Origin of the sequence: Exiguobacterium sp. s163 (assembly GCF_018617135.1) — a bacterium.
GTDB classification, from domain to species: Bacteria; Bacillota; Bacilli; order Exiguobacteriales; family Exiguobacteriaceae; genus Exiguobacterium; species Exiguobacterium profundum.
Genome location: NZ_JACSJN010000006.1, coordinates 12,465 through 27,528, shown reverse-complemented (window position 1 = coordinate 27,528; position 15,064 = coordinate 12,465). Strand labels below are relative to the sequence as shown.

Below are 15,064 nucleotides of genomic sequence, written 5' to 3'. Positions count from 1 at the left end.
TGTCTAGCTCCTTTGAACATCGTTTCCTATTTCACTTTGTCCATTATAACAAAATCGTTCCACGAAAAAAGTATCGAAGCGGAATCAGAACAAATCCCTTCTCGGATGAACGAGAAGGGATTTCGATTTATGGTTTCGTTGACGGGTGGTTGCGACGAATCAACAGTAGGAGTCCTGACGCGAAGAGAAGTGTACCGAGCATGACGTGCCACAGATCATCCGCTTCGCCTGTCATCGGAAGTACGCCTTGTGCGTAGGGATCGGCTTCATCGATGTGCTCGACTCGTTTCGCTCCACTCTCTTTGACGATGACTTTCACGACAGGTGGTGTGGCTTTCACCTCTGTCTTCTGCTTGTTAGCGTCTTGTTTTGGCTCTTCTTTTACCGGAACAGGTTGCTTCACCGCCACCGGTACGTCAACGGAGCGAGTAACCCTGATCCCTTCATCCACCTCGAAGATGAATGTGGCACGTTGAATCAATTCAGCCCCGGCTCTCACATCATAAGATGGGAGGAGCGGAAGCTCAAACGAGAACGTCACTTCTTCTTCCGGACCAAGTCCGTCTCTGAAGGTAGGAATTGCTTCGACTTGCTCCGTGAATCGTTGATTTGCCTGGTTTCGTTCTTCTTCTGTCAAGGCACCGCTTGGCCATGTGAGCATCGCGTCCGCTAAAAACAAGGTGACTTTCGAAGGATTGGTGACCGTATACGTATAGCGAACGGGCTCTCCCGGTTGAACGGTCGCCTTCTCAACCGTCGCATTCACGGTGAAGTCTGGTGTTTGTAAAAGGATTATCTGTTGACTTTCTGATGTGACGACCCGGTTGAATTCATCCAGCCCGGTCACTTGAAAGACACTGCCGATTTCAGGATGTGCGTCGAACGAATATCCGGTCGGAATCGATAAGACTTCTGTCACTTCCACCCGTTCCCCCGGCAAGAGACCGTCTTCTCCTATTAATTCATGCAAACGATCAAATACGTGTTGATTGAACGATTCGATTGATTGATGATCGATGTCTCCGCTCACATACTCGTGAGAGAATTCTGTCACCGTCATCGGCGTGTCTCCTGTGTTTTCTACAATGAACGTATACGATATTTCGCCTCCGACAACGGCTCGGTCGACTGCGGCGATATTGATTGCTTCAACGGCGAGCTTCGGTAACGTCGGTTCAGTCGTCGGCTCTTCGACGATTGGTTCTGGTTCAACCGGTGGCGTCACTTCTTCTGATAGATCTGGTTCTGTGACAACAGGCGGTTCTTCCTCTTCGACAGGATAGGCTTCCGTGATGGTGTTTGGAGAAAACGTATACGGTACACCTTCCGCATTGTAGAGCGTGATGAGGTCAATCAACGAGTCGTCTACTGCTTCCGCATCAATCATAAATCGCCAAACGTCAGCTGATTCACGGCTCCCGTAATACGTGATTCCTTCATAGACGAGACTTGATTCATATAATGTTTCGCTTTCCTCATCTGTCAAATTCACTTGAATATACCGGAACGTGGTCGTGTCCGCTTTGGCGGTAGGCACCCCAAATAAGGTTGAAAGGAACATGAGGATGGTAAATACGGCAACGAAGCGCTGGATGTTGTGTGTCATGATGTTGGTCCCTCCTCTAAGGTGAAAACAAGCGCTCGAATCGCAATCGTTCCGATGACGACGTTCACCACGTAGAGGAATGAGAGGAATGTGTGTGTGAACGTCATGATGTCAAAGGGTTCTCTCGCAAAAATATATTAGCATTTTGATTTAGTTAATCTATACCCCTCACACGCTTGTGCGAACCTGCTCAATCCCATTTATTTCCGAAAAATAAAAAACGTTCGCCGAAGCGAACGTCCAGACTGTAGACAAAGTAAAGGTCTTATGCACAATCCGGACACGGCTCGCTTTCCTAGGGGCAAGCAGGGAGCCGCATCGCGACTGCGTCACTGCTGGGTCTCCCCTTGCTTGCTATTCCCTCAGAAGTCTCGCCTGCCCGTTCTTGGTCACCTTTTGTCCTTCGTCCCATATAATGATGTGAGAAGAACACACAGAGGGCGGATCTAATGATCAACAAGTCGACACCATCCATCCTTCACGGTCTGACGAACGGAACGGATGTTGAACAGCGGCCCGAGGAGGATGATCTCGGCGTTTACCTTCCCTTTCCCCTAAAACATCGATTCAAAGTAAATACCGAGCTTTTTCTTCGGCTGTCGTGACCTTAGAAAAAGACAAACGGCCGCCAGATGACGACCGTTTGCGTTGCTCGCCCGACGGCGCCCCGACTCCTTCAGGAAAGCAATCCGACGGAGACCCAGCAGCGACCTAGGTCGCGATGCGGCTCCGGGATTGCCTGAGGAAAGCGTGGGCGCCGGAAGGACGAGTTCGAACATGTTATTTGTCAACAAGCTGAACGTTCGCCGAAGCGAACGTCTTATGCTTGTTCATGTAAAAAGTCGAGCAGTTTTGCCTCATCCCATACTTCAATTCCGAGAGATTCCGCTTTCGCCAGCTTCGAACCTGCTTTTTCACCGGCGACGAGCAAGTCTGTGTTCTTACTTACACTTCCCGTTACACTCGCTCCGAGAAGTTCAAGCTGTTTCCCAGCCTCGCCACGTGTCATCTCATGCAACTTCCCCGTCAATACGACTGTCTTCCCAGAGAGCGGTGCTCCTTCCGTCGTTGGTCGTTTCGTTCCTTTGAAGGAAAGATTGACTCCCGATTCTGAAAGTTCTTTGACGAGTTCACGTGCTTCCGGTTTTTCGAAATAGAGAACGATCGATTCTGCCATTTTAGTCCCGATACCATCGATGGCTGTCAATTCTTCGACTGTCGCCGCGATGATTGCCTCCATCGTCTCGAACCGTTCTGCAATTAAAGAAGCGGCCTTTTGTCCGACGAGTCGAATCCCGAGGGCGAAGAGCACCCGTTCCAATGAATTTTGCTTCGACTGTTCGATTGCCGAGAGCAAGTTCGTCACTGACGTCTCGCCCATGCGCTCGAGTCCAAGTAAATCATCTCGGTCCAAGCGATACAGGTCGGCCACATTGTGAACGAGCCCTGCTTCGTGAAGCTGCGTGATGACTTTCTCGCCGAGCCCGTCGATGTTCATCGCTTGTCTCGACACGAAATGGATGAGTCCTTCAAGCAGTTGAGCCGGACATTCCGGATTGACGCAACGATGATCCGCCTCTCCTTCGAGTCGAATCAACTCCGACCCACACGCCGGACAATGCGTCGGGAATTCAATCACCCGCTCTTCCCCGCTCCGTTCACTCGCCAGTGCCGATACGACGGCCGGAATGACATCTCCTGCTTTTTTGATGACGACTCGGTCACCGATATGAAGATCTTTTTCCTTTATAAAATCTTCATTGTGAAGCGTCGCATACGTCACGGTCGAACCTGCCACAGAAACCGGGGCAAATCGTGCCCGTGGTGTGACCTTCCCCGTACGACCGACACTAAAATCGACGTCCTCGATCGTCGTCACGACTTCTTCTGCCGGGAACTTGTACGCGACGGCCCAGCGCGGACTTTTAGCGGTGAAACCAAGTTGTTCTTGTTCTTCATAACCGGCCACTTTGATGACAATCCCATCAATTTCATATGGGAGGTCACTCCGTTTTGTCACGTATGTCTCAATGTAATCCCACAGTTCATCCGCCGTCTGGCATGTTGTATAATCTCCGCTCACTGCGACACCGAGTCGTTTCAAATAATCGAGTGATTCGTCATGTGACGCGACGAGATCGTCTTGCGACACCAAACCGTATGCGAAGAACGCCAAATTTCTTGACGCCGCAATTTTTGAGTCGAGTTGTCGAAGTGAACCGGCAGCAGCGTTTCTCGGATTTGCGAAAAGTGGCTCGCCGTTACGTTCTCGTTCATCATTCAATTGTTCAAACGAACGTTTCGGCATGTACGCCTCACCTCGCACTTCAAACGTCACGTCCTCATTTAATCGGAGAGGGATGGAACGAATCGTCTTCAAGTTTTGCGTGATGTCCTCCCCCGTCGTCCCGTCCCCACGCGTCGCGCCACGAACGAGGCGGCCATTCTCATATTTTAACGAGACAGCGAGACCATCAAATTTGAGTTCTGCCACGAATGTCGGCGTGTAGCCGAGATCTTTCTCAATTCGCTCCACCCACTCGACGAGTTCTTCTTTCGAGAAGACGTTGCCGAGCGAGAGCATCGGCGTGTCATGTGTCACTTTGACGAATGCGTCGAGCGGAGCCCCTCCGACGCGTTGCGTCGGAGAATCCGGTGTTCGAAGTTCAGGATAATCAGTCTCGATTTGAATCAATTCGTTCATCAATCGGTCATACTCCGAATCCGGCACGCTCGGACGGTCGAGTACGTAATACTCGTAACCATATTGATTTAACGTTTGACGTAGCTCTTCTACGCGTTCTGCCATCTCCATATTCTCACCTCACGCTTTTTCGATAGGGGCAAATTTAGCCAATAGGCGCTTGATCCCGACTTCCGGGAATGCGATGTCGACTTCGAGTTGGTCGCCTTCACCACGTGTCTGTACGACCGTCCCTTGTCCCCATTTTTTATGATTCGCTTTGTCGCCGACATTCCATCCGACCGTTTCGGCACCGGACGATTGGGCGAGTTTCGGCTTCGGTTTCGAACTAAAGCCATTCACCGGTAACTTCCCTGGTGACTCGACCGGGTTCCACGGCATCGGTTTTCTCGCCTTACCGGACCGCTCCAACAACGTTTCCGGCAACTCATGCAAGAATCTCGACTCCGGGTTGTTTTGGAAGCGACCATATAGCATCCGTGACTGGGCACGTGTCAAATAGAGACGCTTCTCGGCACGGGTGATTCCGACATACGCAAGACGACGTTCTTCTTCCATCTCTTCCTCGTCGTTCAAGGCACGGCTGTGCGGGAAAAGTCCTTCTTCCATTCCAATCAAGAAGACGACCGGGAATTCAAGTCCCTTCGCCGAGTGCAACGTCATCAACGTGACTTGATGCGACTCATCGACTTCATCGAGTGAATCGAGGTCTGAGACGAGCGTCAAATCGGTAAGGAAGGCGACGAGCGTCTGTTCATCGCTCTCTTTCTCAAAGTTTTGGGCGACCGACAGAAACTCTTGCAAGTTCTCGAGTCGGCTTTCCGCTTCAAGCGTCTTCTCGATTTTGAGCATCTCTTCATATCCTGTTTTCTTCAATACCTCTTCGACGAGTTCTGAAATGGAGAGGTAGTCCGCCATCTGCCGTAAATCCAGCATCATTTGGCGGAAGTCCGCGAGTTTCGTCGCAGTGCGTGGGGCGATGCCTGACAATTCGATGTCACGAATCGCATCCATAAGTGAGACGCCTTGCATATCTGCAAAGTCACCTAGTTTATCAATCGTCGCGGCACCGATTCCGCGTTTCGGCTCATTGACGACGCGAACGAACGAGATGTCCTCATCCGGGTTGGCGATCAATCGCAAGTATGCGAGGACGTCCTTGATCTCTTTTCGCTCATAGAACTTCGTCCCGCCGACCATTTTGTATGGGATGTTCGATTTGAGGAGCATCTCCTCGAGTCCACGTGATTGAGCGTTCGTCCGATAAAGGACCGCCATCTGTCCGTAGTCCATCCCTTCCATCTTCAACTCTTTCATCTGGTTCATGATGAAGAACGCTTCGTCGCGATCATCCGATGCGACATGGAGCAACAGTTTCTCTCCTTCATCATTTTCAGTCCACAAGTTCTTCTCTTTCCGGGAAGCGTTGTTTTGGATGACACCGTTCGCCGCCTCTAAAATCCGTTTCGTCGAACGATAGTTTTGTTCGAGCAAGATGACATGGGCGCTCGGATAATCTTTCTCGAACGTCAAGATATTGGCGATGTCGGCACCGCGCCAACGATAAATGGACTGATCCGAATCCCCGACGACACATAAATTCTCGTGTGCCTGTGCGAGAAGTTTGACGAGCGTATATTGGGCACGGTTCGTATCCTGATACTCATCGACATGGATGTACTTGAATTTCTTCTGATAGAACGCCAACACGTCCGGTGCTTCTTGAAATAAGTGAATCGTCTTCATGATCAAGTCGTCAAAGTCGAGCACATTGTTTTGTTTCAACTTTTTCTCATACGCTGTGTAGACGTCCGAGATGATTCGCTCGTACGGATTGTTCCCGACGAGGGCAGCCGCATCTTTCGCCGTACGCAGCTCATTTTTATGATTTGAAATCATCCCGAGAAGGGTACGCGGTTCGTACTTCTTCGGATCGAGGTTCAATTCTTTCAACACCTGTTTGATTGCTGTCAATTGATCCGAGGCATCTAAAATGGAAAAGCTCCTGTCATAGCGGATGCGATCGATATCGCGTCGTAAAATCCGGACGCACATGGAGTGGAATGTAGAAATCCAAATGTCTTCGGCGACACCACCCACAAGACGGGCAATCCGATCTTTCATTTCTCGTGCTGCCTTATTCGTGAACGTGATCGCTAAAATGTTCCACGGTGCCACTTGCTTCGCCGCCATCAAATAGGCGACACGATGGGTCAAGACACGAGTCTTCCCAGACCCTGCACCCGCCATGATCAACAGCGGGCCATCCGTATGCTTCACCGCTTCTGCTTGTTCCGGGTTCATCCCTTTAACTAATTCTTCGCTAAGATTATACATAATCGTTTCCTTCCTTGTTCCAAACGTTTGTTCTTATTTTATCGGAGTGCTCGTACAGTCGCAAGTGCTCCAGCTAAGTCTTCATAAATGATATTGCCGACAACAATCGTGTCGACATGTGCACCCATTAATCGTGCCGTCTCTTCTCCCTCAATGCCACCACCGTAAAAGAGATGTGCATCAGGTAACGCCAAACGAATCTCTTTGACGACATCAGGATTCCCGAGTCGTCCACTATATTCGATATAGAGCGAGGGAAGACGGAACAAGTGATGTCCAACTTCCGCGTATGCCACGGATTCTTCGATCGTCAAATCGCATCGCGCTTCCGTCACGTCAGCGACTTTCGCCTCCGGGTTTAAGACGAGATATCCTTGAGCCGTGACAAGACGAGCATCAAAGAAATGGCCGAATCGTTCAAACGCACGAGCATGATGTCCAATGATCCATTCCAGAGTTCCTGCATTCAGCACGGTGGGCACGAAGTAATGATTGAATCCGTGGATGACTTGACTAGGATGACTAATCTCAAGTGCGATTGGAATCCCGGCATCTCGGACTCTCGCATATAGCGCAAATGTATTCTCTGCATCAACCCCATCCGTCCCTCCAATCAAAAAGGCGTCGGTCCCAGAATGGATGAGGGCCTCGAGCGCCTCATCTGTGAGCTCCTTATTCGGATCTAGTTTAAACACATGTCGCCACGTCTGAAATTCCAACTCATTCCCTCCTATCGAATCCTTCTCTAGTGTATCGATTTTTTTCCTCCCGTGCATCTCTCCAACAAAAAAAGACTTGCCGAAGCAAGTCACGAACGTGCCGTACGATTCCGTTCTCGATCCGTCAACCATTTCGCAACAAGCAAGGCGAATAGACCGTAAACAGGAACGAACCAGAGCGGATTCGCTAAAAAGAATCCGAGCACCGGTATGTCAAGGAGCGGCGAGTCCGGTGAACAGAGTGCCGTTCCATTGACGATGGCGATAAACGGAAGAACCGGAACAATAAAGACGTATCCGAAGTTGATCCAAAATGCTTTCATATGACAATCTCCTTATCCTAAGATGATTGATTCTTTCGGATAGTTATACATCCGCTTCGGTTGTCTCCGTTGCAGGATGAGAATGAAGGCGATGACGCCGATCCGACCGATGAACATGAGAATCGTCAACACCCATTTTCCAACGTTACTAAATTCGGAGGACAATCCGACGGATAGGCCCGTCGTCCCGAACGCAGAACACGCCTCGAATAAGATTCGTGTCAACGAAGCATCCTCAAAATAAGCCATGACCATCACACCTGATAGTAACACGGCAAGCGAGACCGTAATGATCACGAACGCTTTCCAAATATCTTCAAGGACGATTTCACGACCGAAAATTTTAATGGACGAGTCCCCGCGAATGAAGGCGATGACAGCGAGAACGGCTACAGCAAACGTCGTCGTCCGAATCCCCCCACCGACAGACGATGGAGATGCCCCGATGAACATCAGGATGGACAGGAGCAACATGCTCGCTTCAGAGAATAGATTGACATCGACCGTCGATAGACCACCATTTCGTGTCGTCACGGATTGGAACAACGAATCCGAAAGTGCCAACCAGAGCGGCAAGTCCTTAAAGGCATTATTGTATTCAAAGATGAACAAGCCGACCGTACCGACGGCAATCAAAATAAAGAAGGTTGAGACCGTCAATTTCGTGAACAACGAGAATCGACTCGGGAACGTGTGACGTTTCCGTGTGATTCGGCTCACCAAGTACGTTCGAATCTCTACAAGCACCGGGAATCCGATGGCACCACCGGTCATGAGCGCGATTTGCGTAAAGATGACGAATGGGTCCTCACGGAATGGCGCGAGCGAACTTCCCGTAATGTCAAACCCGGCATTCGTCGTCGCACTGATCGACCCGAACAATCCTTGTAAGAAGGCTTCTCCGATGGTATCAAAATAATTTAAGTAATGGACCCCGAGCACGACGGCACCGACCGCCTCGATGGCGATAACGGTGATCACGATTTCCGTGATGTATTTAACAATACCAGACATGGACGTCTGGTTTTGGTCGCGTAAAATCAGTTGTCTTTCCCTAAACCCAATCCGTTTCCCGAGTAAAATCCACATGATGACGTGCAAACTGATCAATCCGACACCGCTCACTTGGACGATGAACAGGATGATAAATAAGCCGAACGTGGAGAAGGTATCGGTGACTACAATCGGTGTCAGGCCGGTGACACTGACACAGCTCACCGCAAAGAAGACAAGATCGGTAAACGTGATCGTCACTCCGGGCTTATGGGCGATTGGTAAGGCGAGAAGCAAAACTGATAAAATCGCTGCCGCACTATAAATTAACACGAGTGTTTGGACCGGTGTTAAATTTCGAAAGAACAATTGTAAGTTCCGTTTCATGAATTTCTGTTGCATCTCGCCCCTCCCCTCCATCAAAAACAAGATGACTCTTACGAGTCACCTTTTGTTTGTTGTAGACGTTCAAGAGCGAGATCGTATCCGCCTGTCCCATAGTTCAAGCATCGCTTCACACGTGAAATCGTGGCCGTTGAGGCGCCTGTCGCATCCTCAATTTTGTGGTACGTGTTTCCTTCACGAATTTGCCGCGCCACTTCAAGTCGTTGCGCAAGTGCTTGAATTTCATTAACAGTCGCTAAATCTTCGAATAATTGATAACAGTCTTCGAGTGTCTCGAGTTTCAAAATCGCTTCAAACAATTGATCGAGCTCTCGACCTCGTAATTTATCGAGTTGCATCCGCAAGCATCCTCTCTACTCATACTTCTTTCTCATTCTAAAGCAGGGGCGCCTTGGACTCAACTATTCATCGCAAAATCGCAGGAAATAGTACTTGTTTCTTCATGACTTCGTAAATGCCGAGAGGTGTCGCCCGAACATATGGCAAATGGGTAGATGCTAAAAATAGTAATGTATAAATCGGATCTTCGAACTGATAGCCCCTCGCCATGAGCTCGTCTCGCAGCTGTTTCTCTTGACCGATGAGTGTTTCGAGTGGCTCCGTCGACGTCATCCCACAAAGTGGTAACGGAATCTCGGCAACGATTTCGCCCTGGTCTACGAGGACAATCCCGCCTCCGAGCTCGTTCATTCGTTTGAATGCCAGTAACATATCCTGTTTACATTTCCCTAAAATCAAGTAGTCCCCACTGATCGAGTACGAACTGACAAGTCCACCAAAATCTCGGGCGAAACCTTTCAAGACTGTGTTCAATCGCCATTTCCCTTCTTTATCAAGCAACATGAGAAACGATTCGTCTCCATCACGCGGCAATTCATCTTGACCCGTGTCATGCGTAATTTTAAACAGTTTCATGATGACCGAGTTGATCATGTCGAGTCCGACGGGCATGCTGAAAGATAGGTCTTGTGGCGTCAGCTCGATTGAAACGTCTGTCGACGGCATCTTATTGAGGACTGCTTCCACTAATTCGTTCGGGAAAAGCGATACCCCATCACGATAAATCCATTGCCCTTTCGCAATCACAGCTGTCGGACGCGGTTCCTCGATGGCATCTAGAATGTTCAAGTGCGCGATACGGCCTGGCGCAATCGCCCCTAAAATGTGATCGAGGTCAAAGTGACGAGCCACGTTATGAGAGACAATCCGGTAGGCTTCGATAGCCGGTAATCCCGCTTCGATCAAAATGAGGACAAGAGCATCCTGCATGCCGTCTTCATAAAAGCCCGGTGTCGAACCGTCCGTTGTCACCATGAGATGGTCGAACGCCGTCAGTCCATTTGCCAATAGATCACGGATCATCTCCGGCAGGTCCGGACGAATCGAGGAATGTCGAAGCGTCGTCGTATAACCTAGTTCCAATCGATTGAACGCCTCTTCCGCCGTCATCGCCTCATGGTCGCTGTGTACTCCCATCAACGCCATTTTAGTCAATGTCTTCGGCGACGCCCCCGGAAAATGCCCCTCGACCGGCAAACCACACGTCTCGGCGTCAAGCATCCACTGAAGCATCTCATCATCACCCTTCAAGGCGCGCGGCCATGCCGTTAATTCACCTGCCATGACGACGTCCGGATGGTTAAACCACGCGTGAATGCGTTCCGAGTCGACAGCCACGCTCTCCCGGTCCAACTCCGTTTGCGTATCCAAACGGGCCCACCAATACGTACTCGTCGGCAATTGTTGAATCGCATCGAGTTGCGCAAACGCTTGCCCTTCCTCTTGTAAAAAAAGCAGCATGTTGTCATTGACGAGCGTCGTCGTTCCACGCTCTCCTGCATATTTTGACAACGTCGCCGGATTGTATAATTGAAACGGATGAGCGTGAGGCTCGATATACCCAGGTACAATATACTTTCCTGTCACATCGACCGTTTCGACCGCTGATTCTGGTAAGTCTGGACCGACATACACGATGCGATCTCCCTCAATCCAAATATTCGCGGTTCTCCATGATTTTACGTAGACGTTCAAATACGTTGCGTTTTGTAAGACGAGCGAAGGTGGCCGCAATCGATCTACGACTTCAAGTTGTGAACGAATCATCACTTTAGACCACGGTGCCCGCGCCGTTCTTTTTGTTGGCATCGAACCCAATCCTCCCTTTTTCCCTTTCAAAGCTATAAAAGAATAATTTTGAAAGCGTTTTCTTTACCTGTTTCAAGTTTACCTTTTCTCTGAATGGGTCGCAAGTTATGTTCCCTATTGTAACAAATTTCACATATATTTTTCACAAAAAAGGCGACTCTTCCTATGAAGAGTCACCTACATCAAATTTGAGTCATGACGGTTTTACGTAAGTACAGGTGCAATTGATCGATCGGAATCGGTTTACTGTAATGATAACCTTGAATGAGCGAACCACTATATTCTAATACGAACGCAAGCTGTTCCGGTCGCTCGACCCCTTCCGTGACAATCTCGAGTCCAAGCGTTTGGAAAGTTTGATACAGCCCTTCTAACAGCGCGCGGTCAAATTTATTCTCCGGAATCCCTTTCACAAAGTTTTGATCGATTTTAACGATGTCGAGACACAGGGATTGCAAGTATGAAAGCGACGATGTTCCGACACCGAAGTCATCAAGTGATATTTTGACACCGATGGCCTTTAACGCTTGAATGAATTGTTGAAGTTCATACACATTCCCACCGACTTCACTCTCTGTGATTTCCACATGCAACCGGTGTGGGGGAAATCCTGTCTTAGCGATCGTTTCCTCCAACGCTTCTAAAAACGAGCCGTCTAAAATCTGACGTTTCGAGACGTTAATGGATAAGAATAAGTCAAGTCGCTCTGCGTACTCTTGAATCTCGGTGATGGCGCGCACAAGCACCCAACGTCCCACATCTGAGATGAGCCCGAGTTGCTCCGCAACCGGAATGAACACGCCGGGAGAGACGAATCCTTTCTGTGGATGGTGCCAGCGAATCAACGCCTCGACTCCTCTAACTTGAAACGGCTGCGGTGAGACGATTGGTTGGTAATAAAGTTCGAACTCATCATGACGCAGCGCATGACGTAAATCACGTTCCATTTCGAGTGCCTGCAAGTAATGACTCCCATCTTTAATCTCCTGATAGGAAAGAATCTGATCTTTCCCGGATGCTTTGGCTTCGTGTAAGACGACATCGAGTCGCGCCATCATCACCTCATAGGAATGATGCGTCGGTCCAGTCAATTCGTCGATGCTGATACTCAAGGTCAAATGGTTCATCCCTTGCTTCAAACCCCATTCGCGCAAATCTTTCACCAATTGATTGGCGATGATCATGAGCTCCTCGGTCGTCCATTCCGGATGAATCAAGATGAACTCGTCCGCTCCGATTCTTGCAACGAAGCCATCCTCTTTATAAAACATCAATCGAGAGGCAAAGAACGTCAGCATCGCATCTCCCATACGCTGACCAAATTGATCGTTGATCCGTCGGAAGTTGTCGAAATCGATTCCCATCACTCCAATCGACCGGGTCGTTTCCGGTAAGCTCACGAACATCTCTTCGACCGCCAATCGGTTCGGAAGACGGGTCAAAGAATCTCGGAAGGCACGCGTCAACGATTCTTTTTGTGTCTGTTCGAGTGCATCGAGCACCTCGTTCATGCTGATCGCCATCTCTTCAATCTCGTCTTGTTGATTTGGATGCAACTGAATCCGTAACCGACTATTCCGTTCTTTCGTGATCCATTTCAGTTCGTTGACGATGCCCATCAATCGTTTCGTGACAATTTGATTCACCGACCAAAACAGTGTCAACAATAGACCAAGACCGAGCACAAGCAGCCCGAGCATCCCCGTTTCTAACATGGTCTGTGTATTGGTATAGTACATTCGCTTCACCGAGAAGTTGAGTTCCCAGTTCGCATCTTGATAGACGGATTGAAGCGGTAACGAGACACGTGCAAATTGATTGTCTTCATCGACCGTCAACTGCCGGTGTGAAAGAGGACTGATCGATAATTTCGTTTTTGCTTGGGCACTCATCGCGGCCATGAAGTCTGGACCGATTTTTTGAATGAGTACGAGCGTCCCACCCGGCTTTCCTGTCCCATCACTTCTCAAAATCGGATGACTCATGAAGACGACCGGACCGAAATCGGTGCCATACACCGCACTTTGTTTGATTCCTGACGAGTTGACGTAACGGATCAAGTCGTTCGTGAAGATCTCTTTGTCCTCTTCACGATCCAATTCATAAAATTGAGTAAACTCCGAGTAGACGACCTTTCGATCACGGTCGAGGAAAATCATTGCGCCGACCCCTAAGTTTTCGAGTGTCTCTTCCCCCATGTTGTTTTCAATGAATGCTTCATTCTGATTTTGAACAAAATCATAGGCATTCGTCCAAACTGACCAATCGACAAGAATCCGCTCGAGCATAAGTCGGTGATTGGCGAACACTTCTGACACACTTTCGATTTGATCGCGGGTCATCGCCCTGTCCTGTTCAATACTTTTCTCTACAAAATACGGTTTGATGACGAATAAAATGACACCGATGAAGAGTACGATGTTCACGGCTATCGCAATAAATAATTTTGTTTGAACACGCAGGCCGACCACCCTCCTTCTTCAAGCTACTTTATTATTGTAGAACAGGATATCGGCATTTCCTTTTTTTCGCATGAAAAAAAGGATGGGTTGACCCATCCTTTAAATAATGTGTTCAAACGCTCGCGCCCCGATATCCGATCGATAGAACGTTTCAGGTAAATCGAGTTGTGAAATTGCCGCATACACAGCCGTTTTCGCCTCAAGCAGTGTCGGCTTCGTCGCCGTCACAACGAGTAGACGACCTCCGCTCCCTACGACTTGTTGGCCCTTCTTTGTCGTGCCGGCATGGAAGACTAGCACATCTTTCGGAAGCGACTCAAACCCTGATAACACCTGACCCGTGATCGGTCGGTCCGGATACCCTTCGGCCGCAATGACGACACCCATCGTGTATCCGTCAATCCACTCAACCGAATACGATTCTTGTCGAACGACCGCTTCAATCACGTCCAGGAGCGGCGATTTCAAGTTCGGCAAGATGACCTCTGTTTCCGGGTCACCGAAACGTGCGTTGAATTCGATGACTTTTGGTCCATTTGCCGTCAAGATGAGACCGGCGTACAAGAATCCTTCAAATGGAGTGCCTCGCTTGACCATCGTCTGCGCGAGTGGTTCTAATACGGTCTTCACCGATTCCTCATACACGTCCTTTGAAAGATGTGGCATCGGGCTATAAGCGCCCATACCACCCGTGTTCGGTCCCCTGTCGCCGTCATAGGCACGTTTATGATCTTGCGAGGTGATCATCGGAATGACACGCTCTCCCGAGACGAACGCCATGAGCGAAAACTCTTCCCCATCGAGGAACTCTTCGATGACGACTTGTGACTGTTGGCCAAATTTATCCGTCGTGAAAATATCACGTACGGCAGCTTCCGCCTCTTCGACCGTGAATGCAACCGTGACGCCTTTACCAGCAGCCAATCCGTCCGCCTTGACGACGAGTGGTGCCCCTAACTTCTCGATATAGGCAAGCGCCGATTCCGCTTCTGTGAACGCCTCGTATGCCGCTGTCGGAATCCCGGCTTCCATCATGACTTCCTTGGCGAACGCCTTGCTCCCTTCGAGTAAGGCAGCCGCTTTCGTCGGTCCAAAGATGTTCAGCCCTTTGTCGCGGAACGTATCCACGACTCCTGCCATGAGCGACGACTCCGGTCCGACAATCGTCCATTCGATCTCGTTCTCTTCTGCGAAATGGGCGAGCGCCTCCACGTCTGTTTCATGGATCGACACGCACGTCATCCCTTCCATGAAGTCGTTGCCCGGTGCAACGAAGACGTGATGCCCGTCTTGTTTCAACTTCCATGCGAGCGCATGCTCGCGTCCTCCTCGACCGATGACCAATACGTTCATGACGCAAACCCCTC

Annotated in this window: 10 protein-coding genes; all 10 read right to left on the bottom strand. The window is 49.6% G+C overall.

What is annotated here, in order from left to right:
- Window positions 1-127: 127 nt before the first annotated feature.
- Window positions 128-1,606, bottom strand: a complete 1,479-nt coding sequence (locus KNO71_RS14105; protein WP_214689254.1) for an LPXTG cell wall anchor domain-containing protein — start codon at window positions 1,604-1,606, stop codon at window positions 128-130.
- Between the two features lie 820 nt (window positions 1,607-2,426).
- Window positions 2,427-4,421: an NAD-dependent DNA ligase LigA gene (ligA, locus tag KNO71_RS14100; protein ID WP_078146264.1), complete on the bottom strand. Its 1,995-nt coding sequence runs from the start codon at window positions 4,419-4,421 to the stop codon at window positions 2,427-2,429.
- 9 nt (window positions 4,422-4,430) lie between these two features.
- On the bottom strand, window positions 4,431-6,647 hold the full coding sequence (pcrA, locus tag KNO71_RS14095; RefSeq protein ID WP_078146263.1) for a DNA helicase PcrA: 2,217 nt from the start codon (window positions 6,645-6,647) through the stop codon (window positions 4,431-4,433).
- Between the two features lie 38 nt (window positions 6,648-6,685).
- Window positions 6,686-7,366, bottom strand: a complete 681-nt coding sequence (pcrB, locus tag KNO71_RS14090) for a heptaprenylglyceryl phosphate synthase (protein ID WP_214689070.1) — start codon at window positions 7,364-7,366, stop codon at window positions 6,686-6,688.
- 89 nt (window positions 7,367-7,455) lie between these two features.
- Window positions 7,456-7,689, bottom strand: coding sequence for a hypothetical protein (locus tag KNO71_RS14085; protein ID WP_074037828.1), 234 nt, complete (start codon window positions 7,687-7,689; stop codon window positions 7,456-7,458).
- A gap of 12 nt (window positions 7,690-7,701) precedes the next feature.
- Window positions 7,702-9,084 carry a TrkH family potassium uptake protein gene (locus KNO71_RS14080; protein WP_214689068.1) on the bottom strand — a complete coding sequence of 461 codons (1,383 nt, stop codon included), beginning with the start codon at window positions 9,082-9,084 and terminating at the stop codon, window positions 7,702-7,704.
- 35 nt (window positions 9,085-9,119) lie between these two features.
- The gene (locus KNO71_RS14075) at window positions 9,120-9,425 is read right to left on the bottom strand and encodes a YerC/YecD family TrpR-related protein (RefSeq protein WP_015880718.1); all 306 of its coding nucleotides are present in this window, start codon (window positions 9,423-9,425) and stop codon (window positions 9,120-9,122) included.
- 67 nt (window positions 9,426-9,492) lie between these two features.
- Window positions 9,493-11,235, bottom strand: a complete 1,743-nt coding sequence (locus KNO71_RS14070; RefSeq protein WP_214689066.1) for an adenine deaminase C-terminal domain-containing protein — start codon at window positions 11,233-11,235, stop codon at window positions 9,493-9,495.
- A gap of 182 nt (window positions 11,236-11,417) precedes the next feature.
- Complete coding sequence (locus KNO71_RS14065) at window positions 11,418-13,706, bottom strand: bifunctional diguanylate cyclase/phosphodiesterase (RefSeq protein WP_214689064.1); 2,289 nt, start codon at window positions 13,704-13,706, stop codon at window positions 11,418-11,420.
- A 90-nt stretch (window positions 13,707-13,796) separates the two neighbouring features.
- On the bottom strand, window positions 13,797-15,050 hold the full coding sequence (gene purD, locus KNO71_RS14060) for a phosphoribosylamine--glycine ligase (protein WP_214689062.1): 1,254 nt from the start codon (window positions 15,048-15,050) through the stop codon (window positions 13,797-13,799).
- Window positions 15,051-15,064 lie beyond the last annotated feature (14 nt).